Origin of the sequence: Pseudonocardia petroleophila (assembly GCF_014235185.1) — a bacterium.
GTDB classification, from domain to species: Bacteria; Actinomycetota; Actinomycetes; order Mycobacteriales; family Pseudonocardiaceae; genus Pseudonocardia; species Pseudonocardia petroleophila.
Window position 1 is genome coordinate 4,430,574 of sequence record NZ_CP060131.1, and the last position, 26,266, is coordinate 4,456,839.

A 26,266-nucleotide genomic window follows, 5' to 3' on the forward strand; every position below is an offset into this window, starting at 1 on the left:
CCACCGTATCCGCACTCAGACGGCGGGCTCCGCCACCGACGCGGCGCCGTGCGCGGTGCGCAGCGCGGTCTTGAGGACCTTCCCGCTGGGGTTGCGCGGCAGGGCGTCGACCAGCACGATCCGCCGCGGCCGCTTGTAGGCGGCCAGGTGCTCACGGGAGAACGCCTCGATGTCGTCGGCCGTCGGCGGGTCGGCGGGGTCGCGCGGCGCGATCACCGCGAGCGGGGCCTCGCCGTAGCGCTCGTCGGGGACGCCGATGATCGCGACCTCGGCCACCTTCGGGTGCGCGGCGAGCGCGTTCTCGACCTCGGCGCAGTAGATGTTCTCGCCCCCGGAGATGATCATGTCCTTCTTGCGGTCGACGACGTAGAGGTAGCCGTCGGGGTCGGCGCGCACGAGGTCGCCGGAGTGGAACCAGCCGCCGCGGAAGGCCTCGGCGGTCTCTTCGGGCTTGTTCCAGTACCCCGCCATCACGGTCGGGCCGCGGTAGACGATCTCGCCGACCTCGCCCGGGGCCACGTCGACCATCTCGTCGTCGACGATCCGGACCTCGACGCCCACGATCGGCTTCCCGATCGAACCGATCTTGCGGATCGAGTCCTCCCCGCCGAGCATGCAGGTGACGGGGCTGCACTCGGTCTGGCCGAAGGCCGTCATGACCTCGGCCCCGGGGAAGGTGTCGATCATCGTGCGCAGCAGCGTGGTCGACGCGGGAGCGGCCCCCCACACCGCCCGGCGCAGCGCGGACAGGTCCCGGTCGCGGACGCCGGGCACCGCGACGATCGCCGCCCACTGCGCCGGCACGAAGAACACGGTGGAGACGCGCTCGCGCTCGAGCAGGTCGAGCATCGCCGACGGGTCGAAGCCGCCCGACGGCGTCAGCACGGTGGTGCCGCCCGCGATCAGGGTGTTGTAGAAGCCCGACACCCCGGCGATGTGGAACAGCGGCGCCCCCGACATCCCGACGTTGTCGCCGACGCCCGAGCCCGCCTGCAGGGCGTTGGCGTAGGCGTGCAGGTACATGTTGCGGTGGCTGAGCACCGCACCCTTGGGCCGGCCGGTGGTGCCGGAGGTGTACATGACCAGCGCGGGTGCGGCGTCGTCGACGGGCAGCTCCGTGTAGTCCTCCGACCCGCCCGCGAGCAGGTCCTCGTGCCCCGCGCCGATCGTGACGACGGTGCCCGCCCCGGCCGCCCCGGCGAGCGGCGCGAACGCGTCGTCGGCGACGACGACCCGCGCCCCGGAGTCGGTCAGCACGTAGGTGACCTCCTCGGCGACGAGCCGGAAGTTCACCGGCACGCAGATCGCGCCGAGCCGCAGGACCGCGGCCATCGCCTCGATCAGCGGCACGCTGTTGAGCGCCAGCACCGCCACCCGGTCGCCCGGGCCGACGCCGTGCCCGGCGAGCACCGAGGCCATCCGGCTGACGCGGGCGTGGGTCTGCGTCCAGGTGAGCGTCAGGTCGCCGTCGCGGAAGGCGACCGCGTCGGGGGTGGTGCGGGCGAAGCGGGCGACGAGGTCGCTCATCGTCATGCCCTGTCCGGAGACCGTCATCCACCCACCCTGGCCCGGCCGTCGTGGCGGGGGCAAGGGGTGGCGAGCCTCACGCGGCCCGGGGTCGGCGGGCGCGGGCCGCGAGGAGGAGGGTCGCCGGGTGACCACCGTCCCCGACACCCGGCTGCGCCTGCTCCAGGCCGCCGCGCTCACCAGCACCTGCGACCGCTTCGCGATCGCGCCGCTGCTCGTCGTGATCTCCCTGGACCTGGGCGCGTCGCTGGCCGCCGTCGCCGGCGTCGCGAGCGTCTACTTCCTCGCCTACGGCCTCATGCAGCCGGTGTGGGGGCTGGTCAGCGACCGGATCGGCCGGGTGCGAGTCATGCGGATCGCGCTGGTCGGGGCCGCGCTCGGCGGGATCGGGTCGGTGCTGGCGCCGGACCTGCTGGTCCTGGGGATCACCCGGGCGGTCGCGGGCGGGTGCTTCGCCGCGCTGATCCCCACGACCCTGGTCTACGTCGGCGACGCCTGGCCCGCCGACGTGCGGCAGCGCCCGCTGTCCGACGTGCTGGCGGCGTCCTCGCTCGGGGTCGCGGCCGCGACCGCGGGGGCGGGCCTGCTCGCCGACGTCGTCGGCTGGCGGGTCGTCCCGGGCGTCACGGCGACGGCCGCGGTGGCGCTGTGGTTCGCGCTGGCCCGGCTGCCCGAGCCGGACCGGGCCCCGACCGGGGGCAGCCCGTGGCACGCGCTGCGCGGGGTGCTGCGCTCGCCGTGGGCGGTCGCGGTGCTGGCGCTCGCGGTCAGCGAGGGGATCGTGGTGCTCGGGGTGCTGACGTTCCTCGCGCCCGCCGCGCAGTCGCTCGGCACGACCGCGACCGTCGCCGGGTTCCTCGCGGCCGGGTACGGGCTGGGGGCGCTGGCCTGGTCGCGGCTGGTGCGCCGGCTCGTCGGGCGGGTGCCGCCCGCCGGGCTCGCGGCGATCGGCGGGGCGTTCCTCGTCGCGGGCTGGGCGGTGCCCGCCACGGCGCTGAACCTCGTGACGATCGCCGTCGCGGGCGCGCTCGTCGGCGGCTCGTGGGCGTTCCTGCACTCGACGCTGCAGGCGTGGGTCACCGAGGTCGTGCCGGAGCAGCGGGCCTCGGCGGTGGCGCTGTTCGCGGCGTCGCTGTTCCTGGGCAGCGCCGCGGGCACCGCGCTGTTCGCGCCGCTGGCCGAGGCGGGGGCGTACCCGCTGGTGTTCGGGCTGGCCGTCGCCGCCGCGGTGCCGGTCGCGCTGCTGTCGGCGGCCGGGCGCCGGGCCTACGCCCGGCGGGGGTGACCGGGGATGTGACGGTCCGCGGACACCGCGCGCCGGGGGCGGGGCCCGTCGGCGATCATGGCCGCGTGAGCACCCCGACCCGCACCCCCGTCCGCCACCGCGCCCGGTGGGACCTGGTCGCGGTGGCCGCCGCCACGGCGCTCGTCGTCGCCGCGCACCTGGTGGGGGAGTCGCTCAAGGCCGCGGGCCAGGACATCTTCCTGGGCGTGCCGCCGCTGCTGGCCTCGTGGCTGCCGCACGTGGGGCCGGGCACGCCGGTGGCGGTCGTCGTCGCGCTGGCGGTCGTCGCGCGCGGCCCGGAGCTGGCCGCGCGGCTGGCCTGGCGGCCGCTGCTGCTGCTCGCCCACGGCGCCGCGGCCACCTGGACGGTGTCGCTCGCCCTGGTCGACGGCTGGACCCGCGGCGTCGTCGAGCGGCTGAGCAGCGACCAGGAGTACCTGTGGGACGTCCCGCGCGCCACCGACGTGCCGACGATGCTGCGCACGTTCACCGACTTCATCCTGCCCGCGCCGGACATGTGGGTCACCCACGTCGGCGCGCACCCGCCGGGCGCCTTCCTGTTCTACGTGGTGCTCGACCGGATCGGGCTGGGCGGCGGCGGACCGGCGGGCGTGGTGACGATGCTGATCGGGGCGTCGGCCTGCGTCGCGGTCGCGGTCACGCTGCGCGCGCTCGACGCCGAGGCGGTCGCCCGGGCGGCGCTGCCGTTCGGGGTGCTGCTCCCCGGCGCGGTGTGGGTCGGGGTCTCGGCCGACGGGATGTTCGCCGCGATCCTGGCCTGGGGGGTCGCGCTGCTCGCGATCGGGGCGGCCGGCCGCAGGGCCCTCCCGGCGTTCGCCGGGGGCGTGCTGCTGGGGTGCAGCCTCTACCTGTCCTACGGACTGGTGCTGGGCGGGCTCGTCCCGCTCGCGGTGCTCGGGCTGACGCGCTCCTGGCGGGCCGGGGCGTGGGCGGCGGCGGGGGTCGCGGCCGTCGTCGCGGCGTTCACGGTCAGCGGGTTCTGGTGGTTCGACGGCTTCGAGCGCGTCCAGGTGATCTACGCGCTGTCGGTCGCCTCGACGCGGCCGTACTCCTACTTCGTGTGGGCCAACCTCGCCGCGCTGGCGCTCGCGGTCGGCCCCGCGGTCGTCGCCGGGCTGCGGCGGGTCCCGGACCTCCCGGCCCGCGCGGCGTGGCTCGTCGCCGCGGCCGGGGCGGCGGTCCTGCTCGCCGACCTGTCCGGGCTGAGCAAGGCCGAGGTGGAGCGGATCTGGCTGCCGTTCGCGATCTGGCTGGTCGTCGCGTGCGCCGGGCTGCCGCACCCGCGGCGCTGGCTGGCCGCGCAGGCGGGTCTCGCGCTGGCGGTGAACCACCTGCTGCTCACCGTCTGGTGAGGGGCCACGATGGTCGGGTGGACGTCGCGCGCGAGGAGCTGTCCGCCGGGCCGGTGACGCTGCGGCGCTGGCGGATGTCCGACGTCGACGAGCTCTACCGGGTGGTGGGGGAGTCGCTCTCGCACATCGGGCCGTGGATGGCCTGGGCCGCGCACGGCTACTCCGACGCCGACGCGCGCCGCCACGTCGACCACGTGGACGCGGGCTGGGCGGCCGGTACCGGGTACGGCTACGCGATCCGGCTCGGCGCCGGGGCGGCGGGTGCCGGGGAGCTGGTGGGCGGCTGCGGAATGACGAACCGGATCGGCCCCGGCGGTATGGAGATCGGGTACTGGCTGCACCACGCCCGTACCGGACGCGGTTACGTGACGGCCGCGGTGGCCGCGTTGGCGGCCGAGGCGTTCCGGATCGGCGCGGATCGCGTCGAGATCGTGCACGACGTGGCGAATGTGCGCAGTGGGGCCGTGCCGCGCCGCCTCGGATTCACCGAGGTCGACCGCCGGCCGCCCCAGGAGGAACTGTCTCCCGGGGAGGCTGGCGAGGACGTCGTGTGGCGGTTGTGCGCGCCCTGATCAGCGGTTTCCGGGCGGATCAGTGGTTCGCGTGGTACGCCTCGAGAACGTTGGACGGGATGCGTCCGCGCTCCGAGATCTTCATCCCCTGGGCGACCGCCCATTCGCGAATCGCCTGGTTCTGCTCACGGTCGGTGCTCGGCCGGCTCGCCGGGGTGGCCGACGAACCGCCGGAGCCCCGACGTCCGCCGGACCGGCGGGCCGCGGAAACGAACGGGGCGAGGGCGTCGCGCAAACGCGAGCTATTGGCGGAGGAGAGATCGATCTCGTAGGCCTTGCCGTCGATCGCGAACTCGACCTGCTCGTCGGCCTCGGAACCGTCGATGTCGTCGACCAGGGTAACGGTGGTGTGCTTCGCCACGCACGTGCCTTTCTCGGGATCGTCAATTGTTCGTGGCCAACGATAAAGGATGCGATGCCGCATTGTCGAACAGGGGTCGGTATTTCGACCCCCGGGACGGGGGAATGGCGTCTCTCGACGGTCGAGATGCTGCTATCGTCGTGCCGTGGACGGTGATCGGGACGAGTTGGTGCGCCTGCTGCAGGCCTACGCCGCGGAGGCCGAACGGCTCAGCCACGTGTTCGCCGACCGCCACGGCATGCACGCCACCGACCTGTCCGCGCTCCTGGCGGTGATGCAGGCCGACCGCGCGGGCGCGCCGCTCACCCCCGGCCGGCTGGGCCGGCACCTCGGGCTGTCCTCCGGGGCGACGACCGCGGTCGTCGACCGGCTGGAGCGCGCCGACCACGTCCGCCGCGCCCGCGACGACCGCGACCGCCGCCGCGTCACGCTGCACTACGGCGCCGCCGCCGAGCAGGTCGGCTCGGCGTTCTTCGGGCCGCTCGGGGCCCGGATGGACGAGCTGCTGGCGGGCTACGACGCCGCGGAGCTCGCGGCCGCCCGGCGCTTCCTCGGCGAGGCCACGGAGATGGTGCGGGCCTACCGAGAGTCGGTGGCGCCTCCTACCGGGGGCTGACGCGGTCCCACGCGCGGCGCCACCGGGGACGCGGCGGGGCGGTCTCCAGCGCCACCGGCTCGGTGCCCGGGGCGGGCGGCAGGGCCACCTCGATCTCGCCGCCGAGCCGGAACCCCGCGGCCAGCTCCAGGTCGTCGCCGCTCCAGAAGCGGCCCGGGTCGTACCAGTTGGGCCGGCGGTCGCGGGGGAGCAGGCCCATCTCCTCGTAGGTCAGCGCCACGACCTCCGCGCAGTACGCGGTCTCCAACCCGGCCGGTCCGGTGTCTCGCTCGCGCCGCCACGGCAGCTGCGGGGTCCGGCCCCACAGCCAGCGGCCGGTGAGCCGGGCCGTCGAGGGGAAGGGGGTGCCGTCGAGGCGGGCGACCGCGCGCAGGGCCCCGTCCTCGTGCTGCCGGGCGACCGGCCCCTTCAGCTGCCGCAGCCAGCCGCGCTGCCCGTAGCGGTGCCCCCACTGCAGCACGGCGTCGCGCATGTCGTGCAGCTGCACGCCCCGCTGGTGCTGCCCGGTCCACAGGTCGAGCAGCGAGCGGCCCAGCTCGGCGTGCCACATCATCGGCGGCAGGTCGTCGACGACGATCGCCATGCCGACGTGGTTGACCGGTGAGTTGGTCAGTCCGCGGATCGCCCGGTCGGCGCCGCTGCTCCCGCGGAAGACCCAGATGTCGCCGGTGCGGGCGAGCTCGCAGGCCCGGTCGAGGGTGATCAGGCTCTTTCCTGAGTCCGGGGGAGGCACGCCGGTACGGTAGCGAGATGCGCTGGTGGAAGCTGATCGGACTCGCCGGGCTGGCCGGGGTCGCGGCGACGGGCGTCGTCACGGTGCGGGCGGAGCGGAAGCGGCAGGCCTACACCCCCGACGAGATCCGCTCCCGCCTGCACGAGCGCGCCGCCCGGGCCGCGGCGGAGCCGGCGGACTAGAGGTCGGCCGTCGCGCCCACCAGGTACTCCGCGAACCTCTCGCGCGCGGCCGCGGCCCGCGTCGGGACGTGCTCGGTCGGCACGTCGGTCGGGGTGTAGCCGCGCAGGATCCGCTTCGCGACGGTCGCCTTGTGCACCTCGTCGGGCCCGTCGTAGATCCGGGCGGCGCGGGCGGCGCGGTACATCTCCTCCAGCGGGAGGTCGCCGGAGAACCCGAGCGAGCCGTGCACCTGGATGGCCCGGTCGATCACGTCGTGGAGCACCTTCGCGCCCCAGTACTTGATCATCCCGATCTCCAGGCGGGCGTTGGACGCCCCGACCTGGTCCATCGTCCACGCCGCGTGCAGCGTGAGCAGGCGCGCGGCCTGCATCTCCGCGGCGCTGGTCGCCACCCAGTCCTGCACCATCTGCTTGTCGGCGAGGATCGACCCGTGCGTGTGCCGGCTGACGGCGCGCTCGCAGAGCATGTCGAACGCGCGGCGCGACTGCCCGAGCCAGCGCATCGCGTGGTGGATGCGGCCGGGGCCCAGGCGCTGCTGGGCGAGCCGGAACCCGTCGCCGGGGTTGCCGACCAGGTTCTCCTTCGGCACGCGCACGCCCTCGTAGAGCACCTCGGCGTGCCCGCCGTAGAGCTCGGGGGAGTGCAGGGGGTGGTCCATGACCGGGATGTCGCGGACCACGTTCACCCCGGGGGTGTCGGTCGGCACGATGATCATCGAGCTGCCCTGGTACGGCGAGACGTCCGGGTCCGTCACGCACATGACGATGAGGAAGTCGGCCTGCGAGGCGTTGGAGCTGAACCACTTGTGGCCGTCGATGACGTAGTCGTCGCCGTCGAGGACGGCGCGGGTCGACAGCAGCGTCGGGTCGGCGCCCGCCCCCGGCTCGGTCATCGAGAAGCAGCTGCGCAGCTCGCCGCGCAGCAGGGGGTGCATCCAGCGCTCCTGCTGCTCCGGGGAGCCGCCGATGGCGAGCAGCTCGGCGTTGCCCGAGTCGGGGGCCTGGTTGCCGAAGATCCCCGGGGCGTAGCGGCACTGGCCGAGGATCTCGTGCATGAGCCCCAGCCTGACCTGCCCGAACCCGCCGCCGCCCAGCTCCGGCGGCAGGTGTGCGGCCCACAGGCCGCGCTCCTTGACGCGCTCCTTGAGCGGGGTGGTGATCCGCTCGAACGCCGCGCGGTCGAGGTCGAGCGTCTCCAGCGGGATGATCTCGTCGCGGACGAACCCCCGCATCCACTCCAGCTGCGTCTCGAACTCCGGTTCGGTGGAGAAGTCCCATGCCATGCCCCCAACCTAGGTTTGGGCGATGCTGGCGTCCATGCAGCACAGCTTCGAGCCCCTGAGCCCGGTGTCCTTCCTCGACCGGGCCGCCGCCGCGCACGGTGACCGCACCGCCGTCGTCGACGGGGAGCGGCGCTGGACCTACACCGAGCTGCACGACCGCTGCCGGCGCCTGGCCGGTGGGCTCGCTCCGCTCGCGGACGGGCGCCCGGTGGCGGTGCTCGCCCCGAACACGCACGTGCTGCTGGAGGCGAACTTCGGCGTGCCGTGGGCGGGGGTGCCGCTCGTCGCCGTCAACACGCGGCTCTCGGCGGGCGAGGTGGCGTACATCGTGGAGCACTCGAACTCCTCCGTGCTGGTGCACGACCCCGTGTTCGACGACCTGGTGGACGCGGTGTTCGCCCAGCTGGACGCCCCGCCGCTGCGGATCCGGGCCGGCGCGGAGTACGAGGCGCTGCTCGACGGGGCCTCGCCGACGGCCCACACCGTCGACGACGAGCGCGGCCTGCTCTCGATCAACTACACGTCGGGCACCACGGGGAAGCCCAAGGGCGTGATGTACCACCACCGCGGTGCCTACCTGCAGGCGCTGGCGATGGTCGGGCACACCGGCCTGACGCCGAGCGCGGTGCACCTGTGGACGCTGCCCATGTTCCACTGCAACGGCTGGTGCTTCCCCTGGGCCGTCACGGCGGCGGGGGCCACGCACGTGTGCCTGCCGAAGGTCGATCCCAGCGAGGTGTGGCGCCTGATCCGCGAGGAGGGCGTCACGCACCTCAACGGCGCGCCGACGGTCCTGTCGATGTTGGCCTACGCGAAGGAGGCGGCGCCGCTCTCCGGTGTGCCGGTGCGGGTGGCCACCGGTGGCGCTCCGCCCAGCCCGGCGATCCTGCGTCGGATGGGGGAGCTGGGGTTCGAGGTCACCCACCTCTACGGGCTCACCGAGACGTTCGGGCCGGTGATGATCTGCGACTGGCGGCCCGAGTGGAACGAGCTCGACGCGGGCGAGCAGGCGCGGCTCAAGGCGCGCCAGGGCGTCGGGAACATGATCTCCTGCGCGGTGCGGGTGGTCACCGACGACGGCGCCGACGTGCCGCGCGACGGGGAGTCGGTCGGGGAGATCGCGCTGCGCGGCAACAACGTGATGCTGGGCTACCTCGACGACGAGCAGGCGACGGCCACCGCGATCCCGGACGGCTGGTTCCGCACCGGCGACCTGGGGGTGATCCACCCCGACGGGTACGTGGAGCTCCGCGACCGCTCCAAGGACGTGATCATCTCCGGCGGGGAGAACATCGCGTCGGTGGAGGTGGAGCAGGCCATCGCCGACCACCCCGCGGTGCTGGAGGTCGCCGTGATCGCGGTGCCCGACGAGAAGTGGGGCGAGGTCGCGGCCGCCTACGTCACGCTGCAGGAGGGGGCGAGCGCGACGGAGGAGGAGATCATCGAGCACGTCCGGGGGCGGCTGGCGCGGTTCAAGGCGCCGAAGACGGTGACGTTCACCGACCTGCCGAGGACCTCCACCGGGAAGATCCAGAAGTTCGTGCTGCGGGACGAGGCGTGGAAGGGGTCCGAGCACCGGATCCGGTGAGGGGGAGGATCGTGCGGTGATCCTGCACGTCGTCCCGCTCGACCTGCCCGGCCTCGGCGTCGGCGAGGCCGCCCGGCGCCTCGCCCACCGGGAGCGGGTCACCGCCTGGGCGGGGGACTGGTCGACCGGCGGCCTGGTCACCTGCGACCCGGTGCCCGGCGGCCGGTTCCCCGAGCTCCCCGCCGTCGCGCCGGACCCGGCGCACCCCGACGCCGTCGGCGGGGGCTGGTTCGGCCACCGCGGCTTCGACGGCACCGACTCGTGGGCGTCCTACCGCGACGTGCTCCGGTTCGACGGCACGGCCTGGTTCCACGAGGCGCTGCTCGACGGCGCGTTCGACGCCGCGGCCGCCCGGCGGCGGGCCGCCGAGCTGACCGCCGACCTGCGGCGGCCGGCCCGGACCGTGCCCGCCCGCCTGGAGGTCACCGCGTTCCCGGACCGGACCGCGCACGTCGTCGCGGTGGAGCGGTGCGTGCAGGCGATCCGGCGCGGGGAGATCTACCAGGCCAACATCGCCTGCCACGTGCACGGCCGGCTGCACGGGTCCCCGCACGACGCCTGGGCCCGGCTCGTCGAGGCCCACGCCCCCGCCCGCGCCGCACTGGTGGCCGACCCGGGCCGCACGGCGGTCGGCGCGAGCCCCGAGCTGTTCCTGCGCCGCCGCGGGCGCACCGTCGAGACCTCGCCGATCAAGGGCACGCGCCCGCGGACCGGCGGCCCCGACGACGCCGCCGAGCGGGACCGGCTCGCCGCGTCGGCCAAGGACGCGGCCGAGAACGTGATGATCGTCGACCTGATGCGCAACGACCTCGCGCGCGTCTGCTCCGGCGTCACCGTGCCCCGGCTGCTCGAGATCGAGCCGCACCCCGGCGTGTGGCACCTGGTGTCGACGGTGCGCGGCACCCTCGACACCGACGACGCCGGGCTGCTCGCCGCGACCTTCCCGCCCGGCTCGGTCACCGGCACCCCGAAGATCCGGGCGGTCGAGCTGATCGGCGAGCTGGAGGCCGGGCCGCGGGGGCTGTTCACCGGGATGCTCGGGTACCTGAGCCCGCTCGCCGGGGTCGAGCTCGCGGTGGCGATCCGCACGCTGGAGGTCGCGGCGGACGGCACGGCGCGGCTGGGGGTCGGCGGCGGCGTCACCGTCGACTCGACACCGGTGCAGGAGTGGGCCGAGTGCCGGACGAAGGCGGCGCCGCTGCTCGCCGCGCTCGGCGCCGCACCGTGGCCGCCGGACCCGGGGCCGAGCCGGCTCGCCGACCCCGCCGCCGGGCTGTTCGAGACCCTCCTCGCCGTCGACGGGCGGCCGCGGCGGGTGGCCGAGCACGTGCGGCGGCTGCAGGCGTCGTTCACCGAGTGCCACGGCCGGCCCCTCGACGCCGACGTGGCGGCCGCGATGACCACCGGTCCGCCCGGCCCCGCCCGCGTCCGGGTGGACGCGTCCCCGGACGGGCGGCTCACGGTGACCGCGGCCCCGTTCGTCCCGGTGCCGCTCGCCGCGCAGCCCGGCCTCGACCTGGTGGTGCACCGCCTGGGACCCGGCGGCGCCCCGCGGCACAAGTGCGCCGACCGCGACTGGGTGGCGAAGGTCGAGGCGCCGCTGGGGCCGGACCAGGCGGCGCTGCTCGTCGACGACCGCGACGTGGTGCTGGAATCCACCCGCTCGGGCGTCGCCGTCGTGCTGGGCGGGCGCGTCACCGTCCCGCCGCTGGACGGCCGGATCCTGCCGGGCACCGCCCGGCGCGCGCTGCTCGACGTCCTCGACACCGCCGCCGTGCCCTACGACCTGCGCGCCCCGGCGCTCGGCGAGCTGGTCGACGCCGACGGGGTGTTCCTGCTCAACGCGCTGCGCGGGGTGCAGTGGGTCCGCTCGGTGCCCGGGCGGACCTGGGCCGCGCCGGACCCGGTCACCGTGCGGGCGGCGCAGCTGCTGGGCGCGGACCGAGGGTGAGGGTCAGCGCCTGCTCCAGGTCGGCGACCAGGTCGCGGGGGTCCTCCAGACCCACCGACAGGCGCAGGTGGCCCCACCGGCGGAACTCCTCCGGGTAGTGGGCCACGCGCGGGCCCTCGGTGCCGACGTGCACGATCAGGGTCTCGTCGTGGCCCAGCGACACCGCCGACGTGATCAGCTCCAGCGCCGCGACGAACCGGTTCTGGGTGGCCGGGTCACCGCGGACCGCGAACGCGAGCATGCCGCCGGACCCGCCGTCGAGCGTGCGGGCGGCGAGCGCGTGCTGCGGGTGCGAGGGCAGCCCGGGGTAGGCGACGTAGGCCACCCGCGGGTCGGCCTCCAGGAACTCCGCGACGACCTGGGCGCCCGCGCAGTGCGCCCGCATCCGCATCGGCAGCGTCACCGCCCCGCGCATGATCAGCCAGGCGTTGAACGGGCTGATCGTGCCCCCGACGTTGACGCCCGCCTCCAGCCGGATGCGGTCGACCAGCTCCGCGGCCCCGATCACGGCCCCGCCCATCGCGTCGCCGTGCCCGTTGACGTACTTGGTGAGCGAGTGCACGACGAGGTCGGCACCGAGCTCCAGGGGTCGCTGCAGCACCGGGGTGGCGAACGTGGCGTCGACCGAGAGCAGCGCGCCGCCCTCGTGCGCCACCGCGGCGACGGCGGCCACGTCGGTGATCTTCGTCGTCGGGTTGGCCGGGCTCTCGACGTGCACCAGCCGGGTCTGCGGGCGCATCGCCGCCCGCACGGCGCCGGCGTCGGAGGTGTCGACGAGCGTCGTCGTGATCCCGTACTTGGCCGGCAGCAGCTCGGTGAGGAGCTGGTACGTGGCGGCGTAGGTGACGTCGGAGCAGACGACGTGGTCACCGGTGCGCAGCAGCGTGAAGAAGACCGCGTGCAGGGCCGCCACCCCCGTGGCCGTGGCGAACGCGGCCTCGCCCCCGTCCAGCGCCGCGAGCTTGCACTCCAGCCAGCCCTGGTTCGCGCCGCCGTTGCGGGTGTAGAGCGGGGTGCCGGTGCCCGACCAGCTCAGCTCCGACGGGTCATCGGGCAGCGCGTAGGAGTTCGCGGCGACCAGCGGGCGGCGGATCGCGCCGGTGCCGGGGTCGACGGCGTTCCCGGCGTGCACGGCGCGGGTGGCCAGGTGGTGCCCGCTCACGTCTGCTCCGGGCCGAGCTCGGCGACGAACTCGTCGACGAACCCGCGCCAGGACGCCACCGGGGCGAGCGGGCGCACCACGAACTTGGTGAGGCCGACGTCGACGAACGCCCGCACCTGGGTGCGCGCGGCGGCCCACCCGTCGGCGACGAGCAGCGCCGGGTCCACGTCCGGGCGGCGCCGCGCGGTCTGGGCCAGCGCGGCGGCGCGGTCGGCCTCGGACGTCCCGGGCGGGAGCAGTCCGATGTTGGTGCCGTAGTGGTCGTCCTCGATCTCCCGGTCGGCGTCGGCCGCGGCGCGCTCGATCCCGGCCCGGCACCCGCCCGCCTCCGCCGGGGTGACGGCGGCGCCCAGCCAGCCGTCGGCCAGGCGCCCGATCCGGCGCAGCGCGACGGGGGCGGTTCCGCCCAGCCACAGGTCGAGCGGGCGCGGGGGCAGCGGGCCGACCGCGGCGTCGTCGAGGTGGAAGAACTCGCCGTGGTGGGTCACCGACGGCTCGGACAGCAGCCGCCGCAGCACGAGCAGGGCCTCGTCGAACACCGCGGCGCGCTCCCCGGGCACCGGGTAGAGGGCGCGGTCGCGGACGCTGACGGCGCGGACGCCGAACGTCGGCAGGATCCGCTTCGGGGCCAGCGCGACGAGGGAGGCGAGCTGCGCCGCGACCAGCATCGGGTTGCGACCGGGCAGCACGAGCACCCCGGTGCCGAGCTTGAGCCGGCGGGTGCGGCCGGCCGCGTAGGCCAGCCCCACCAGCGGGTCGACGGCGTCGGTGGAGGCGAAGTCGGGCAGCCAGACCGAGTCGACGCCCGCCGCCTCGCACGCGTCGACGTACCCACCGAGGTCGTCGTGCGGCACCGAACCCAGGCCGATGCGGATCTTCGACTGCGACGGGGCCTTCGGCGACTGCGACGGGGCCTTCGGCGACTGCGGGAGGGGAGGAGGCACCCCGCGACGTTAGCCCGCCGACGGCTCCGTCGCGGATCCCGTGGCCGACCGCCAGGCCACGAGCCGGTCCTCCGCGGTGCGGACGTCCCGGATCGCGTGCACGGCCGCGGCCTGCTCCGGGGTGGCGCTGTGCTGGGCCACCGCGCGCTCGGCGTCGGCGAGGTCGCGCACGGCCACGGCGTCGTCCGCGTGCGGGTAGATCGTCGGCAGCGGCGCGCCGGCGCCGTCGTCCCCGTCGGCGGCGCCGCTCTCGCCCGCCTGCCGGTACGGGCTGTCGTCGGGCAGCCGGCCCGTGAACCGGCCGTAGGCGCCGAGCACCATGAGCAGGCCGCCGGCGAGCAGGCTGAAGATCACGTTCGACATGCGGAACGCGAGGACGTTGAAGGGGGTGTCGAGGACCAGGACGTTCGCCACACCGGAGAGCAGGAACGCGACGCCGATCCCGAACGTCACCGTCGACGCCATCCGCCCGCCGCGGACCGCCGCCGCCACCAGCAGGGCGGCCGTGACGAGGGAGATCACCGACAGCAGGCCGTTGGAGGACAGCCCGAGGACCGGGGTGCCGCTCGTGGTGAAGGGCTCGAGCTGGTTGACCAGGCCGAGCACGCCGAAGACGACGAGGCCCGCGGCGAACACCACCGCCCCGATCCGGTGCACGAGCCCCAGCCGCGTGCCGGGTTCAGGATCGCGCCGAGAGTTGTTCACACGACCCACAGTGGGGCCGGGCGCCCGGTCCCGCCACTCGACGCCGCAGGTGCGCGGAATGTCGGGAGGAGGCATTCCGTCCGATCCGACGCCTGATCGCGCGGGAATGGTAGACCGGAGACCGTGCGGATCGCGGGTGCGGGAACACGGTTGGTCGGGCTGGTCGTGGCCGGGGGGTTGGTGGCCGCCCTGATGTCGTTGCCGCTGGTCGGGGGCCTGGGGCTGGTCGCGGAACGGGCCAGCGGATCGGCGACGGAACTGTCGCCGGAACTGCGTTCGGGAATCGTCCCGGAAGCGACCACGGTGACCGATTCGGCCGGTGCGCCGATCGCCTATCTCTACGACCAGTTCCGGATCCCGGACGGCTCGGTGTCCGCGGCGATGCGCGCCGCGATCGTCGCGATCGAGGACCGGCGCTTCTTCGACCACGGCGGCGTCGACCCGATCGGCACCCTGCGCGCGGTCGTCCACGACGCGAGCGGGGGAGCGCAGCAGGGCGGGTCGACGCTGACCCAGCAGTACGTCAAGAACTACGAGCTCTACGTCACCGCCACCACCGACGCCGAGCGCGCGGCGGCGGTGGCGCCGAGCCTGGCGCGCAAGGTCACCGAGGCGGAGCTGGCCGTCCAGCTCGACCACGCCCTGAGCAAGGACGAGATCCTCGCCCGCTACCTCGATCTCGTGTACTTCGGGCACGGCGCCTACGGCGTCGGCGCGGCGGCGCAGGCGTACTTCGGCACCACGCCCGACCGGCTGACCGTCGCGCAGTCCGCGCTGCTGGCGGGCCTGGTGCAGAGCCCGGCCGAGGACGACCCGGTCGCGCACCCGGACGCGGCGCTGACCCGGCGCGGCCTGGTCCTCGACGCGATGCACGCCCAGGGCGCGATCGACGACGCGCAGTACACCGCGGCGTCGGCCGAGCCGCTGGGCGTCGGTGACGTCGGGGTGCCGCGGGCGGGCTGCTCCGCCGCGGGCGACGCCGGGTACTTCTGCGCCTACGTCAGCTCCTACCTGCAGGCGGCCGGTCTCCCGCCCGCGCTGCTCGCGGGCGGCGGGTACACCGTGCGCACCACGCTCGACCGCTCCGCGCTCGGGCACCTGGTCACCTCGCTGACCGCGCAGGCCCCGCCGGACGGCTCGCACGTCGCCGACGTCATGTCCGTGGTGGCGCCGGGCGCCGACCGGCACCCCGTCGTGGCGATCGCGGCGAACCGCCCGTTCGGCAACGGCGAGGGGGAGTCCGCCTACGACCTGCCGGTGGTGCCGGAGAACCTCGGCGCGGGCTCGGTCTACAAGATCTTCACCGCGGCGGCGGCGCTGGACCGGGGCATCGCGGGCATCGACACCGTCCTCGACGTCCCGGCCAGCGGCTCCACGCTGCCCAACTACCGCGGCGCCGACGGTCGCCCGCTGCCCGTCCGCAACGCCGGGACCTACCCGGCGCAGCTCTCGCTCACCGACGCGCTCGCGCAGTCGCCCAACACCGCGTTCGTCGAGCTGGAGGGGCGGACGGGGGTCGCGCCCGCCGTCGACATGGCGCAGCGCCTCGGCCTCACCTCGCTCGACACCCCCGGCCCCGACGGCCGGTCGGTCGCCGACGTCGCCCGCGCGGAGGACCAGGCGTCGTTCACGCTCGGGGTGTCGCCGACGAGCGACCTGGAGCTCGCGAACGTCATGGCGACGATCGCGAGCCACGGCACCTGGTGCCCGCCGACGCCGATCGCCTCGGTCACCGACCGCGACGGGAACGCCGTGGCGCTGGCCGAGCCGCCGTGCACCCAGGCCGTCGACCCGGGCCTCGCCGACACGCTCATGGTCGGTCTGGGCCGCGACCACCTGCCCGGCGGCACGTCCGCGGCCGCCGCGGCGTCGAGCGGGTGGGACCGGCCGATCGCGGCGAAGACCGGCACGACGCAGGACCAGGAGTCGGCCGCGTTCGTCGGGGCCACGCCGCAGCTGGCCGGGGCCGTGATCACCTTCGACGACTCGGCGGCGCCCCGCCCGATCTGCGACGGGTCGCCCCCGCGCAGCTGCGCGGGCGGCACGCTGTTCGGCGGGACGGTGCCGGCCCGCACGTTCTACCGGGCGATGGGCCCGATCCTGGAGGGGCGGCCGGTGGCGCCGCTCCCCGATCCCGATCCCCGCTACCTCGACGCGCGCTGACGGACCACCCGGTACAGCAGCACGGCGCCGGCCACCAGGCAGACCAGGCCCACCACCAGCCAGAACCGGGAACCGGTCATGAAGCTGCCGGGCAGCACGTTCGCGCCCTGCAGCGTCCAGACCGCCCCGATCAGGAGCAGGAGCACGCCGAGGACGGTGGGGACGGCACGGGTCATCGGCCGATCATGCCCCACCCGGTTTCGACAGCCGGTAGAAGGTCGGGCAGAGTGGCGGGGTGTCCGCTCCGGTCCTGTCCCCGCCCCTGACCGCCCGGCTCTTCCGCGTGGTGTCGGTCGCCGAGGCCTGTTCCTGGGTCGGGCTGCTGGTGGGGATGTTGTTCAAGTACGTGGTGGTGTTCGACGACATCGGGGTCACGGTGTTCGGGCCGATCCACGGCGCGCTGTTCGTGGCCTACGTCGCGGTCACCCTCCTCACCGCGCGGGTGTTCCGCTGGGACCTGCGCACCCTCGTGCTCGCGCTGGCTGCCAGCATCCCGCCGCTGGCGACGCTGTGGTTCGAGCGCCGGGCGCGGCGGACGGGACGCCTGGACTACTCCCCGTCGGGGTCGGCCAGCGCCTGATACGCCGGACGCAGCAGCTCCACCACCGACGCCCCGCGCACCGCCACCGGGAACTCCGGCACCTGGTCGAGCAGGGCGTCGGACGGGGTCCGCGGCCCGGCGATCCGCTCGCCGAGCCCCGGGCCCGCGACGAAGTAGGTGTCGAGCAGGTCGGCCAGCGGGGCCACGCCCGTGGGGGCGGGGGAGCCGCGCCGGGCGCGCAGGTCGTCGAGCACGGTCTCGCGGTCGCGCCCGCGCAGAGCGAGGATCTGGAACGGGTCGGCGTCGAAGCGTTCCGCGAGCACGTAGAACACGGCCGCGAGGTGCTTGCAGGGCACCGCGAAGTCGGGGCAGCTGCAGTCCATCACCAGGTCGCGCGCGGTGGCGGGGAACAGGCTCAGGCCGGCGCGGTCGAACACGTCCTCGATCCCGCGCGGCATCTCCCCGGCCAGCAGCGCCGCGGCGTAGGAGGCGTCGGCGGCGAGCGCGTCGAGGACCTGCGTCCACTCGGTCTTGCCGTACGCCGGCACCCCGATCCGCGCCCGGTACGGCTGCGGCCGGCTGCCCTGGACCTGCGCGACCGCCCCGCCCGCGTCGACGTCGAGGGAGACGATCTGCCCGGCCCGGGCGTAGGACCTGCCGCGCGAGAGGCGCCCGCCGATGCCGAGGCACTCCACGACCGACAGGAAGCGCCCCGACCACCAGGTGCGCGCGACCTTCCCCCGCCGGTTCCGGATCTGGATGCCGCCCTCGACCCGGCGGGGACGGGTGTCCTCGTCCTGCCACCAGAAGGGATCGGGGGTGTCAGTCATCGTCGACCACCTCGTCGAGCGCCTCCTGGCCCAGGCTGAACACCTCGCGCAGCGACTCGGTGGACAGCTCGGTGAGCCAGCCCTCCCCGTCGCCGACGACCATCTCCGACAGCGCCTTCTTCTTCGTGATCATCTCGTCGACCCGCTCCTCGACGGTGCCCGGGCAGACGAACTTGCGGACCTGGACGTTGCGCCGCTGCCCGATCCGGAACGCCCGGTCGGTGGCCTGGTCCTCCACGGCCGGGTTCCACCAGCGGTCGAGGTGGACCACGTGGTTGGCCGCGGTGAGCGTCAGCCCCGTGCCGCCCGCCTTGAGCGAGAGCAGCAGGACCGGCGGCCCCTCCCCGGCCTGGAACCGCGCGACCATCGCGTCGCGGCGCTTCTTGGGCGTGCCGCCGTGCAGGTAGGCGACGTCGGTGTCGAAGCGGGCGCTCAGGTGCGGCACGAGCAGGTGCCCGAACTCGGTGAACTGCGTGAAGCACAGCACGCGGTCGCCCTCGTCGAGGATCTCGCCGAGGATCTCCTCCAGCCGGATGATCTTGCCGGAGCGGCGCCCGACCGCGGAACCGTCGTGCAGCAGCTGCGCGGGGTGGTTGCAGACCTGCTTGAGCTTGGTCATCGCCGCGAGGACGTTGCCGCGCCGCTCGATGCCCTCGCTGTCCTCGATCTTCTCCATCATGTCGTCGACGACCGTGCGGTAGAGCGAGGCCTGCTCGCGGGTGAGCCGGTAGTGCTGGGTGATCTCGATCTTCTCCGGCAGGTCGTCGATGATCGTGGGATCGGTCTTGAGCCGGCGCAGCAGGTAGGGCCGGGTGACGCGGCGCAGCAGCTCGGCGGCCTCGGTGCTGCCGTGCCGCTCGACCGGGATCGCGTAGCGCGCCCGGAACTTCTCCGACGTGCCGAGCAGGCCCGGGTTGAGGACGTCCATCACCGACCACAGCTCGGACAGGCGGTTCTCCACGGGCGTGCCGGTGAGCGCCACCCGGTGCCCGGCGACGAACCGGCGCACGGCGTGGCTGTGCGTGGCCCGGCTGTTCTTGACGGCCTGCGCCTCGTCGAGCACGAGCCGGTGCCAGGGCCGTGACTCCAGGTCCTCGACGTCGCGGGTGGCGGTGGCGTAGGTGGTGACGACGAGGTCGGACGCGGCGATCCGCTCGGTGAGCTCGGCGCCGCGGGGACGGCCGGGACCGTGGTGGGCGTGGACCCGCAGGCCGGGGGCGAACCGCGCGGCCTCGCGCTGCCAGGTGCCGACCAGCGACATCGGGCACAGCAGCAGCGTCGGCCCCGGGCTGCCGTCGCGCCGCTCGTGCGCCTCCAGGGCCAGGAGCTGCACCGTCTTGCCCAGGCCCATGTCGTCGGCCAGGCACGCGCCGAGGCCGAGCCGGGCCAGGAACGCCAGCCACGCGACGCCGCGCTGCTGGTAGGGCCGCAGCTCGGCGCGGAACCCGGGGATCGGCGGGACCGGGGCCAGCGCGCTCTCGGCGCGGCCGGAGAGCAGGTCGCCGATCCAGCCGTCGGTGCGCACGGCGACGGGCAGGGGCGCGTCCTGGTCGTCGGGGTGCTGCTGGGCGACCGCGAGCACCTCGGCGACCGTGGGGGCCCGCCCGCGCCGCCGGGCCTTGGCGAGGAACTCCAGCCCCGCGCGGAGCCGGTCGGCGTCGACGCTGACCCAGCGCCCGCGCAGCCGCACCAGCGGCGCCTTCGCCGCCACCAGCTCGCCGATCTCCTCCTCGGAGAGCTCGTCGTCGCCGACGGCGAGGGACCAGGCGAAGTCGGCCAGCTCCTCGCGGCCCAGCCCGCCGCGGGTGATCACGCCGTCGGTGGGGGTGCTGCGGGCGCTGAGCGTGAGCCCGACGGTGCGGGCGCCGTCCCACCCGGCCGGGAGCTGCACCCCGAACCCGGCCCCGACGAGCAGCGCGGCGTCGGAGGTGAGGAAGCGGTGGGCGCCGTCGAGGTCGAACTCGTACCGCGCCGGGCGGGGCGAGCGCAGCGCCTGCGCCAGGGCCGGCACCACCTGCGCGGCGCGCCCCAGCTCGGCGAGCAGCAGCTCCTGGGGCTCGGCGATGAGCCGGGCCGCCGCGCCGTCCCACACCTGCTCGGCGGGGACCTGCAGGCTCGGGTCGGCGGAGGACTGCAGCAGGAACTCCAGCACCCAGCGCGTGCCGTCGCCGGTCTGGTCGTCGGGGTCCTCGCCCGGGTCGGACGGGTCGTGCAGCGTGCGCTCCTCCACCAGGCGGAAGCTCGCGCGCCCCTCGCCGGTGGGGGCGGTGCCGAACGCGTCCCACGCGGCGAGCTCGTCGGCGAGGCCGCCCAGCTCGCGCTCGCCCGCGTCGACCCGGGCGTCGGGGGTGAGGAGGGCGGCGAGCCAGGTCTCGGTGACCGGTGACCGGCTGCGCCGCGCCGGGGCGATGGTGAGGGGTTCGGGGGTGCGGGCCAGGCGGTCGCGCACGCCGGCGTCGACGAGGACGGCCAGCGCGTCGGCGACCAGCGCGCCCGGGTCGGGCCCGACCAGCTCGGTGCGACCGCCGGTGTGCTCGGCCCGCCCGACCGGGGGCATCGACGCCGCGAGCGTGTCGACGGCCACCGCGTCGAGGCCCTGGACGACCGGTCGCCAGCGCGCCTCGCCCGCGGTGAGCGTGGGCAGGACGCGGCCGCGGGTGACGAGGTCGGCCGCCGTCGCGGCGACCGCGCGCAGGTGGGCGACCGACGCGCCGTAGCGCACCTCGTCGACCGGGTCCTCCAGCTCCGCGATGTCGACGACCAGCGCGGGCACCGACCACGGCCGCAGCACCGGCCCGCCCCGCGGCGAGGTGTCGCGGGCCCGCACCAGCTCGGGCGAGGCCAGCGGCCCGCCCGCCCGTGACGGCAGCAGCAGGGAGACGGTGGTGGCCTTGCCCGGGTGCAGCGCCGCGAGCCCCGCCGACGGCACCGCGAACGGGTGCGGCCGGGCCGAGCGCAGCGACCGGCTGCTGCCGGTGGCCGGGCGCTCCCCGTCCTCCGCCCAGATCAGGACGCCCCGACCGGGGGACCAGAGGGCGTGGACGGCGAGCACCGGGCCAGAGTACGAAGCCGCCCCGACAGTCCTCGCGCCAGGCGGGAGGAGCTAGGCCGGGACCAGGTCGGCGTAGTCGGGGTGCTTCGCGATCCAGCCGCGCACGAACGGGCAGTCCGGGTGCACGGCCAACCCCCGTGCGCGGGCGGAGTCGAGGGCCGCCCGCACCAGCACCCCGCCCAGGCCCCGGCCCGCGACGGCGTCGGAGATCTCGGTGTGGGTGAACCGCAGTCCGCCGGGAACGGTGCGGTAGGCCGCGAACCCGACGGTCTCCCCGTCGACGCGGACCTCGAACCGCGACCGCTCCGCCACGTCGACGACCTCGGCGTCAGCCACGGGCACCGCCGTGCGGGACGTACGTGGCGGGCACGACGCCCAGCTTGCCCTTCTGGTAGTCCTCGAACGCGGCCATGACCTCGGCCTTGGTGTTCATGACGAACGGCCCGGCCCAGGCGATCGGCTCGCGGATCGGGGCGCCCCCGAGGATCACGACGTCCATGCCGGACAGCCGCGACTCCTGCGCGGCCGCCGCGGTGATCGAGAGGACGTCGCCGGGACCGAACAGCGCGGCCTGGCCCGTCCGGATCGGCCGCCGGTCGGCGCCGACGGTGCCCTCGCCGGACAGGACGTAGACCAGCGCGTTGAAGTCGCGCCGCCACGGCAGCCGCACCCGCGCGCCGGGGGCGACCGTGGTGTGGGTCATCGCCATCGGCGTGTACGTCGAGCCCGGCCCCGTGTGCCCGGCCAGGTCACCGGCGATCAGCCGGATCAGCGCGCCGCCGTCGGGGGTGGTGAGCAGGGCGGTCTCGCTGCCGCGCAGGTCCTGGTACTTCGGCTCGAGCCACTTGTCGGCCTTCGGCAGGTTGACCCACAGCTGCAGGCCGTGGAACAGCCCGCCGCTCGCGACCAGCGCCTCCGGCGGCCGCTCGATGTGCAGCAGCCCGCCGCCCGCGGTCATCCACTGGGTGTCGCCGTTGGTGATGGACCCGCCGCCGCCGTGGCTGTCCTGGTGCTCGAACTCGCCGTCCATGATGTAGGTGACGGTCTCGAAGCCGCGGTGCGGGTGCCACGAGGTGCCCTTGGGCTCGCCGGGCGCGTACTCGACCTCGCCCATCTGGTCCATCATCAGGAACGGGTCGAGGTCGCGCAGCTCGATCCCGGCGAACGCGCGGCGCACCGGGAAGCCCTCGCCCTCGAAGCCGGTCGGGGCGGTGGTGATCGCGCGGACGGGCCGGTCGACGGCCGTCACGTCGGGCTCGGTGACCCGGGGCAGGACGGTGATGTCGGGGACGGTGACGGCGGGCATCGGAGTACCTCCGTGGTCAGGTTGTTGCGAGTGCAACGATCAACGGGGCGCCGCAGCCGATTGTTCCCGATACCGGGCTCGTTCCCATACTGGTGCCCATGCCCGACCTGGACCTCGTCGACGGCCACAACGACCTGCCCTGGGCCCTGCGACGACTCGGCGACACCGACGTCGCGCGCCCCCGACCCGAGCTCCACACCGACCTCCCGCGCCTGCGGGCGGGGCGGGTCGCCGCCCAGTTCTGGTCGGTCTACGTGCCGTGCTCGTTCACCGGCGACGCGGCCGTCACCGCGGTGCTGGAGCAGGTCGACCTCGTGCACCGGCTCGTCGCGCGCCACCCGCGGGACCTGGCCCCGGCCACGACCGCCGACGACGTCGACGCCGCCCGCGCCGACGGGCGGATCGCGTCGCTGCTCGGCGCGGAGGGCGGGCACTGCCTCAACGGCTCGCTCGCCGTGCTGCGGATGCTGCGCCGCCTCGGCGTCCGCTACCTGACGCTGACGCACAACTCCAACACCGACTGGGCCGACTCGGCCACCGACGAGCCCGTCTGCGGGGGACTGTCCCCGTTCGGCCGCGAGGTGGTGGCCGAGATGAACCGGATCGGCGTGATCGTGGACCTCTCCCACGTCGCCGCCACCACCATGCGCGACGCACTCGACGCGACGCGCGCCCCGGTGCTGTTCACGCACTCGTCGTGCCGGTCGGTCACCGACCACCCGCGCAACGTTCCCGACGACGTGCTGGCCGCCCTCGCGGCCAACGGCGGCACCGCGATGGTGACGTTCGTGCCCCGGTTCGTCTCCACCGCCGTCGCCGAGTGGGACGAGCGGCTGGCCGAGGCGATGGGGGAGCGCGGGCTCGACCACGACGACCTGCGGGCCCGCGACGCCTTCGCCGCGTCCTGGGACGGCCCGCCCGCGCCCCGCGCGACCCTCGACGACGTCGTCGCCCACCTCGACCACGCCCGCGAGGCCGCCGGTGTCGACCACATCGGCATCGGCGGCGACTACGACGGCTGCGCCGAGCTGCCCACCGGGCTGGAGGACGTCTCCCGCTACCCCGCCCTGTTCGACGCCCTGCGCGACCGGGGCTGGTCCGACGACGACCGGGCCAAGCTCGCCGGACGCAATGCGCTGCGGGTGCTGCGCGCCGCCGACGAGACGGCCACACTCTGACCCATGTCCCCTGAGACCGGGCCCACCGCCGTGCTGGAGAAGTACTCGTTCCTGGAGAGCCCCCGCTGGCGGGAGGGCCGCATCTGGGTGTCCGACTTCTACACCCACCGCGTGCTGTCCGCCCGCGAGGACGGCTCCGACGTGCGCGTCGAGGCCGAGGTGCCCGCGCAGCCGTCCGGGCTGGGCTGGCTGCCCGACGGCCGGCTGCTGATCGTCTCGATGCGCGACCACCGCGTGCTGCGCCGCGAGGCCGACGGGACGCTCGCGGTCCACGCCGACCTGTCCGAGTACGCCACCGGCCACCTCAACGACATGGTCGTCGACGCCGACGGGCGCGCGTTCGTCGGCCACTTCGGCTTCGACCTCATGTCCGGCGCCCCCGTGCGCACCGCCTCGGTGGTGCGCGTCGACCCGGACGGCTCCACCACGGTGGCCGCCACCGACCTGAGCTTCCCCAACGGGTCGGTGTTCATCAACGGCGAGTTCGTCGTCGCCGAGACCCTCGGCAACCGGATCAGCGGCTACCCCGTCGACTTCGACGGCTCGCTGGGGCAGCGCCGCGACTGGGCCCGCTTCGGCGACCACCCGACCGGCACCGAGGTGCCCGACGTCCTCGGGTCGCTGGCGGTCGCCCCGGACGGGATGTGCGCCGACGCCGAGGGTGCGGTGTGGGTCGCCGACGCGCTCGGCAACCGGGCCCTGCGGGTGCGGCCGCAGGGAGCGGTCGTCGACACCGTCGACGTCGGGACGGGCGTGTACGCGTGCGCGCTGGGCGGCGAGGACGGCCGCACGCTGTTCCTGTGCACGGCCCCCGGGTTCGCCGAGCACGAGCGGCGCGACACCCGGGAGGCGGCGCTGCTGGCCGTGCGGGTCGAAGTCCCGGCGGCGTAGCGGTGCCGGTCCTCGACGACGCCCAGCGGCGGGAACGGCTCGCCGCGGCCCCCGTGGCCCGGCTCGCGACCCTGCGCGCCGACGGCACCCCGCGGCTGGTCCCGATCACGTTCGTGCTGCTCGGGGACCTGCTGTGCTCCGCGGTCGACGACGTCAAGCCCAAGCGCAGCACGCGGCTGGCCCGGCTCGACGACGTGCGCCGCGACCCCCGGGTGGCCCTGGTCGCCGACCACTACGCCGACGACTGGTCGACGCTGTGGTGGGTGCGGGTCGACGGCACGGCCGCGGTGCACGAGGACGGGGACCTGCGCGCCGAGGCGCTCGCCGCCCTGTGCGCGAAGTACCCGCCCTACGCCGCGGCCCCGCCCGACGGCGCGGTGCTGGTGATCACCCCGGACCGCTGGTCGGGCTGGACGGCGGTCCAGGGGAGGGCGGCGGTCTAGGGGAGGGCGGCGAGGAACTCCAGCAGCGCGTCCGTCGTCTCCTGCGGGGCCTCCAGGTGGGGCGCGTGGGCGCAGCCGAGGACGACCAGCCGCACCGGGCCGGACGCGAGGTCGCGCACCGCCTCCACGTGCGCGACCGTGCCGTACGGGTCGTCGGTGCCCTGCACCGCGAGCACCGGGCAGGTGATGCCGGGCAGCTCGGGGCGCAGGTCCCAGTCGCGGAAGCCGTCGCTGAGCCACACGTCGTTCCAGTTGCGGAACACGGCGTCGGGGTCGCGGTGCCGGCGCGCCATCCGGGTGCGCAGGCCGCCCTCGTCGTACGCCGTGCGCGCCGCGCGCACCCCGGCCAGCCCGAACTCCTCCGCGAACACGTGCGGGGCGAGCACCGCCAGCCCGGTCACCCCGTCGCCCGCGGCAGCGGGCCGGGCCGCGTGCAGCAGCCCGATCGACGCCCCGTCGCTGTGCCCCACCAGCACGGGCGCCTCGAGGCCCAGCGCCGCGCGCAGGGCCGGGACGACGGTGCGCGCCTCCTCGTGCATGAACCCGGCGCCGCGCGGCGCGGGCGGCGGGTCGGACCAGCCGTGACCGAGCCGGGAGTAGGCCACCGCGCGCCGCCCGGTGGCCTCGGCGACCCGCCGGTGCCACCCGCGCCACAGGGCGACCGACCCGAGGCCCTCGTGCAGGAACAGCAGGGGGGCGCGGTCACCGGAACCGGACACGTCGTCGTACTCGACGCGGCCGCCGGGCACGGCGAGCGTGGGAAGATCGGACACGTGTCGAACGTAGCCGTCCCCCCGTTCCACCTCGCCGTCCCCGTCGACGACCTCGACGCCGCCCGTGCCTTCTACGGCGACGTCCTCGGCCTGGCGCGCGGCCGCAGCGCCGACAACTGGCAGGACTGGGACCTGCACGGCCACCAGTTCGTCACCCACGTGGCGCCGGGCGCGGGGCCGGTCGGGCACAGCGAGGTCGACGGCCACCGCGTGCCGGTCCCGCACTTCGGGCTCGTGCTGGACGTCGCGGAGTTCCACGCCACCGCCGAGCGGCTGCGCGCGGCGGGCACGGCGTTCGTGATCGAGCCCTACCTGCGGTTCGCGGGCGAGCCGGGGGAGCAGTGGACGATGTTCCTGCTGGACCCGGCGGGCAACGCGCTGGAGTTCAAGGCGTTCGCGGACCCGTCCGCGCTGTTCGCGACCTGACCTCGGCCGCGAGCTTCTTCGGGGCGATCTCCAGGTAGGCGTCGGTGACGATCTCGGCGATCTCGGCCCAGTCGGGGTCGACGTCGAGCCGCACCCCCAGCCACCCCCGCCCGCCGACGTAGGGCGGGCGGAAGAAGCGCTCCGGCTCGGCCGCCACCAGCTCCTCCTGCACCCCGGGCGGGGCGGCGCACCAGAACGCGAGGTGGTCGTCGTGGTGGTGGTCGGCGAGGGAGACGAACACCTTACGCACGAACCACGTCGGCTCGCCGTGGCTGAGCTTCTCGGTGACCTCGGGCAGGGCCAGGCACAGGGCGCGCAGCCGGTCGACGGGGTCCTGCCGGTCACGGTCCGCGCTGCCGTCCACGAACCCCAGCATCGCAC

The 26,266-nt window shown here is 75.2% G+C and carries 27 protein-coding genes; 13 read left to right on the forward strand and 14 right to left on the reverse strand.

All coding sequences use genetic code 11. The features are described from left to right. Positions 1–15: 15 nt before the first annotated feature. Complete coding sequence (locus H6H00_RS21885; protein ID WP_185717595.1) at positions 16–1,554, reverse strand: long-chain-fatty-acid--CoA ligase; 1,539 nt, start codon at positions 1,552–1,554, stop codon at positions 16–18. Positions 1,555–1,654: 100 nt separating this feature from the next. Between H6H00_RS21885 and H6H00_RS21890 the strand changes: the two genes are divergently transcribed. The 3 genes from H6H00_RS21890 (at position 1,655) to H6H00_RS21900 (ending at position 4,757) form a co-directional block, all read left to right on the forward strand. Further along, positions 1,655–2,812 carry an MFS transporter gene (locus H6H00_RS21890; RefSeq protein ID WP_255425306.1) on the forward strand — a complete coding sequence of 386 codons (1,158 nt, stop codon included), beginning with the start codon at positions 1,655–1,657 and terminating at the stop codon, positions 2,810–2,812. Between the two features lie 65 nt (positions 2,813–2,877). Further along, positions 2,878–4,185, forward strand: a complete 1,308-nt coding sequence (locus tag H6H00_RS21895) for a hypothetical protein (RefSeq protein ID WP_185717597.1) — start codon at positions 2,878–2,880, stop codon at positions 4,183–4,185. 17 nt (positions 4,186–4,202) lie between these two features. Then, complete coding sequence (locus H6H00_RS21900; protein WP_185717598.1) at positions 4,203–4,757, forward strand: GNAT family N-acetyltransferase; 555 nt, start codon at positions 4,203–4,205, stop codon at positions 4,755–4,757. Positions 4,758–4,776: 19 nt separating this feature from the next. Here H6H00_RS21900 and H6H00_RS21905 read toward each other — a convergent pair whose 3' ends face one another. Next, positions 4,777–5,118: a histone-like nucleoid-structuring protein Lsr2 gene (locus tag H6H00_RS21905; RefSeq protein ID WP_185717599.1), complete on the reverse strand. Its 342-nt coding sequence runs from the start codon at positions 5,116–5,118 to the stop codon at positions 4,777–4,779. Between the two features lie 145 nt (positions 5,119–5,263). On the opposite strand from H6H00_RS21905, the gene H6H00_RS21910 reads away from it, so the two are divergent. After that, entirely contained in the window at positions 5,264–5,734 is a 471-nt protein-coding gene (locus tag H6H00_RS21910; protein ID WP_255425307.1) for a MarR family winged helix-turn-helix transcriptional regulator, read from the forward strand. On the opposite strand, the gene H6H00_RS21915 is transcribed toward H6H00_RS21910, so the two are convergent. Continuing rightward, the gene (locus H6H00_RS21915; RefSeq protein ID WP_255425308.1) at positions 5,721–6,467 is read right to left on the reverse strand and encodes a hypothetical protein; all 747 of its coding nucleotides are present in this window, start codon (positions 6,465–6,467) and stop codon (positions 5,721–5,723) included. The genes H6H00_RS21910 and H6H00_RS21915 overlap by 14 nt on opposite strands. Before the next feature lie 17 nt (positions 6,468–6,484). On the opposite strand from H6H00_RS21915, the gene H6H00_RS21920 reads away from it, so the two are divergent. Next, positions 6,485–6,649, forward strand: a complete 165-nt coding sequence (locus H6H00_RS21920; protein WP_185717601.1) for a hypothetical protein — start codon at positions 6,485–6,487, stop codon at positions 6,647–6,649. Here H6H00_RS21920 and H6H00_RS21925 read toward each other — a convergent pair. Continuing rightward, the gene (locus tag H6H00_RS21925; RefSeq protein WP_185717602.1) at positions 6,646–7,932 is read right to left on the reverse strand and encodes an acyl-CoA dehydrogenase family protein; all 1,287 of its coding nucleotides are present in this window, start codon (positions 7,930–7,932) and stop codon (positions 6,646–6,648) included. The two genes, H6H00_RS21920 and H6H00_RS21925, sit on opposite strands and share 4 nt — an antisense overlap. A gap of 22 nt (positions 7,933–7,954) precedes the next feature. Here H6H00_RS21925 and H6H00_RS21930 point away from each other — a divergent pair, with 22 nt between their 5' ends. After that, on the forward strand, positions 7,955–9,520 hold the full coding sequence (locus H6H00_RS21930; protein WP_221775628.1) for an acyl--CoA ligase family protein: 1,566 nt from the start codon (positions 7,955–7,957) through the stop codon (positions 9,518–9,520). Between the two features lie 16 nt (positions 9,521–9,536). After that, the gene (locus tag H6H00_RS21935; protein WP_185717603.1) at positions 9,537–11,471 is read left to right on the forward strand and encodes a bifunctional chorismate-binding protein/class IV aminotransferase; all 1,935 of its coding nucleotides are present in this window, start codon (positions 9,537–9,539) and stop codon (positions 11,469–11,471) included. On the opposite strand, the gene H6H00_RS21940 is transcribed toward H6H00_RS21935, so the two are convergent. The 3 genes from H6H00_RS21940 to H6H00_RS21950 are packed head-to-tail and all read right to left on the reverse strand — an operon-like array spanning position 11,428 to position 14,282. Continuing rightward, positions 11,428–12,633 carry a trans-sulfuration enzyme family protein gene (locus H6H00_RS21940; protein ID WP_185717604.1) on the reverse strand — a complete coding sequence of 402 codons (1,206 nt, stop codon included), beginning with the start codon at positions 12,631–12,633 and terminating at the stop codon, positions 11,428–11,430. The two genes, H6H00_RS21935 and H6H00_RS21940, sit on opposite strands and share 44 nt — an antisense overlap. Then, positions 12,630–13,577, reverse strand: coding sequence for a TIGR03854 family LLM class F420-dependent oxidoreductase (locus H6H00_RS21945; protein WP_255425309.1), 948 nt, complete (start codon positions 13,575–13,577; stop codon positions 12,630–12,632). Before H6H00_RS21945 ends, H6H00_RS21940 begins: the two co-directional genes overlap by 4 nt. A gap of 9 nt (positions 13,578–13,586) precedes the next feature. Continuing rightward, positions 13,587–14,282, reverse strand: coding sequence for a DUF4383 domain-containing protein (locus H6H00_RS21950; protein WP_185717605.1), 696 nt, complete (start codon positions 14,280–14,282; stop codon positions 13,587–13,589). A gap of 303 nt (positions 14,283–14,585) precedes the next feature. Here H6H00_RS21950 and H6H00_RS21955 point away from each other — a divergent pair, with 303 nt between their 5' ends. After that, positions 14,586–16,445 (forward strand): transglycosylase domain-containing protein, encoded by a 1,860-nt coding sequence (locus H6H00_RS21955; protein ID WP_255425310.1) that lies wholly within the window; start codon positions 14,586–14,588, stop codon positions 16,443–16,445. On the opposite strand, the gene H6H00_RS21960 is transcribed toward H6H00_RS21955, so the two are convergent. Next, positions 16,427–16,621, reverse strand: a complete 195-nt coding sequence (locus H6H00_RS21960) for a hypothetical protein (RefSeq protein ID WP_185717607.1) — start codon at positions 16,619–16,621, stop codon at positions 16,427–16,429. The two genes, H6H00_RS21955 and H6H00_RS21960, sit on opposite strands and share 19 nt — an antisense overlap. 59 nt (positions 16,622–16,680) lie before the next feature. Here H6H00_RS21960 and H6H00_RS21965 point away from each other — a divergent pair, with 59 nt between their 5' ends. Further along, positions 16,681–17,025, forward strand: coding sequence for a DUF3817 domain-containing protein (locus H6H00_RS21965; protein WP_185717608.1), 345 nt, complete (start codon positions 16,681–16,683; stop codon positions 17,023–17,025). Here H6H00_RS21965 and H6H00_RS21970 read toward each other — a convergent pair. Genes H6H00_RS21970 through H6H00_RS21985 form a run of 4 tightly spaced genes read right to left on the reverse strand, consistent with a single transcriptional unit; the run spans position 16,995 to position 22,174 of the window. Further along, positions 16,995–17,816: an SWIM zinc finger family protein gene (locus H6H00_RS21970; RefSeq protein WP_185717609.1), complete on the reverse strand. Its 822-nt coding sequence runs from the start codon at positions 17,814–17,816 to the stop codon at positions 16,995–16,997. The genes H6H00_RS21965 and H6H00_RS21970 overlap by 31 nt on opposite strands. Next, positions 17,809–20,868: an SNF2-related protein gene (locus H6H00_RS21975; RefSeq protein WP_185717610.1), complete on the reverse strand. Its 3,060-nt coding sequence runs from the start codon at positions 20,866–20,868 to the stop codon at positions 17,809–17,811. The genes H6H00_RS21970 and H6H00_RS21975 overlap by 8 nt, the downstream gene beginning before the upstream one ends. Before the next feature lie 51 nt (positions 20,869–20,919). Further along, positions 20,920–21,204 carry a GNAT family N-acetyltransferase gene (locus H6H00_RS21980; protein ID WP_185717611.1) on the reverse strand — a complete coding sequence of 95 codons (285 nt, stop codon included), beginning with the start codon at positions 21,202–21,204 and terminating at the stop codon, positions 20,920–20,922. After that, on the reverse strand, positions 21,197–22,174 hold the full coding sequence (locus H6H00_RS21985; protein WP_185717612.1) for a pirin family protein: 978 nt from the start codon (positions 22,172–22,174) through the stop codon (positions 21,197–21,199). The genes H6H00_RS21980 and H6H00_RS21985 overlap by 8 nt, the downstream gene beginning before the upstream one ends. Positions 22,175–22,272: 98 nt before the next feature. Between H6H00_RS21985 and H6H00_RS21990 the strand changes: the two genes are divergently transcribed. The 3 genes from H6H00_RS21990 to H6H00_RS22000 are packed head-to-tail and all read left to right on the forward strand — an operon-like array spanning position 22,273 to position 24,686. Then, positions 22,273–23,352, forward strand: a complete 1,080-nt coding sequence (locus H6H00_RS21990) for a dipeptidase (protein WP_185717613.1) — start codon at positions 22,273–22,275, stop codon at positions 23,350–23,352. Between the two features lie 3 nt (positions 23,353–23,355). Continuing rightward, positions 23,356–24,243 (forward strand): SMP-30/gluconolactonase/LRE family protein, encoded by an 888-nt coding sequence (locus H6H00_RS21995; protein WP_185717614.1) that lies wholly within the window; start codon positions 23,356–23,358, stop codon positions 24,241–24,243. Between the two features lie 2 nt (positions 24,244–24,245). Next, the gene (locus H6H00_RS22000) at positions 24,246–24,686 is read left to right on the forward strand and encodes a TIGR03668 family PPOX class F420-dependent oxidoreductase (RefSeq protein WP_185717615.1); all 441 of its coding nucleotides are present in this window, start codon (positions 24,246–24,248) and stop codon (positions 24,684–24,686) included. On the opposite strand, the gene H6H00_RS22005 is transcribed toward H6H00_RS22000, so the two are convergent. Further along, positions 24,683–25,459 carry an alpha/beta fold hydrolase gene (locus tag H6H00_RS22005; RefSeq protein WP_185717616.1) on the reverse strand — a complete coding sequence of 259 codons (777 nt, stop codon included), beginning with the start codon at positions 25,457–25,459 and terminating at the stop codon, positions 24,683–24,685. The genes H6H00_RS22000 and H6H00_RS22005 overlap by 4 nt on opposite strands. Between H6H00_RS22005 and H6H00_RS22010 the strand changes: the two genes are divergently transcribed. After that, positions 25,460–25,885 carry a VOC family protein gene (locus H6H00_RS22010; protein ID WP_185717617.1) on the forward strand — a complete coding sequence of 142 codons (426 nt, stop codon included), beginning with the start codon at positions 25,460–25,462 and terminating at the stop codon, positions 25,883–25,885. It begins immediately after the preceding gene. Here the strand turns inward: H6H00_RS22010 and H6H00_RS22015 are convergent. Next, positions 25,845–26,261: an MmcQ/YjbR family DNA-binding protein gene (locus H6H00_RS22015; protein ID WP_185717618.1), complete on the reverse strand. Its 417-nt coding sequence runs from the start codon at positions 26,259–26,261 to the stop codon at positions 25,845–25,847. The genes H6H00_RS22010 and H6H00_RS22015 overlap by 41 nt on opposite strands. Between the last annotated feature and the right edge of the window lie 5 nt (positions 26,262–26,266).

Excerpts from the sequence above, each read along its gene's own strand:
- H6H00_RS21990 (WP_185717613.1), top strand. The coding sequence starts at position 22,273 with ATGCCCGACCTGGACCTCGTCGACGGCCACAACGACCTGCCCTGGGCC.
- H6H00_RS21985 (WP_185717612.1), bottom strand. The coding sequence starts at position 22,174 with ATGCCCGCCGTCACCGTCCCCGACATCACCGTCCTGCCCCGGGTCACC.
- H6H00_RS22015 (WP_185717618.1), bottom strand. The coding sequence starts at position 26,261 with ATGCTGGGGTTCGTGGACGGCAGCGCGGACCGTGACCGGCAGGACCCC.
- H6H00_RS21930 (WP_221775628.1), top strand. The coding sequence starts at position 7,955 with ATGCTGGCGTCCATGCAGCACAGCTTCGAGCCCCTGAGCCCGGTGTCC.
- H6H00_RS21960 (WP_185717607.1), bottom strand. The coding sequence starts at position 16,621 with ATGACCCGTGCCGTCCCCACCGTCCTCGGCGTGCTCCTGCTCCTGATC.
- H6H00_RS21995 (WP_185717614.1), top strand. The coding sequence starts at position 23,356 with ATGTCCCCTGAGACCGGGCCCACCGCCGTGCTGGAGAAGTACTCGTTC.
- H6H00_RS21925 (WP_185717602.1), bottom strand. The coding sequence starts at position 7,932 with ATGGCATGGGACTTCTCCACCGAACCGGAGTTCGAGACGCAGCTGGAG.
- H6H00_RS21885 (WP_185717595.1), bottom strand. The coding sequence starts at position 1,554 with ATGACGGTCTCCGGACAGGGCATGACGATGAGCGACCTCGTCGCCCGC.
- H6H00_RS21970 (WP_185717609.1), bottom strand. The coding sequence starts at position 17,816 with ATGACTGACACCCCCGATCCCTTCTGGTGGCAGGACGAGGACACCCGT.
- H6H00_RS21920 (WP_185717601.1), top strand. The coding sequence starts at position 6,485 with ATGCGCTGGTGGAAGCTGATCGGACTCGCCGGGCTGGCCGGGGTCGCG.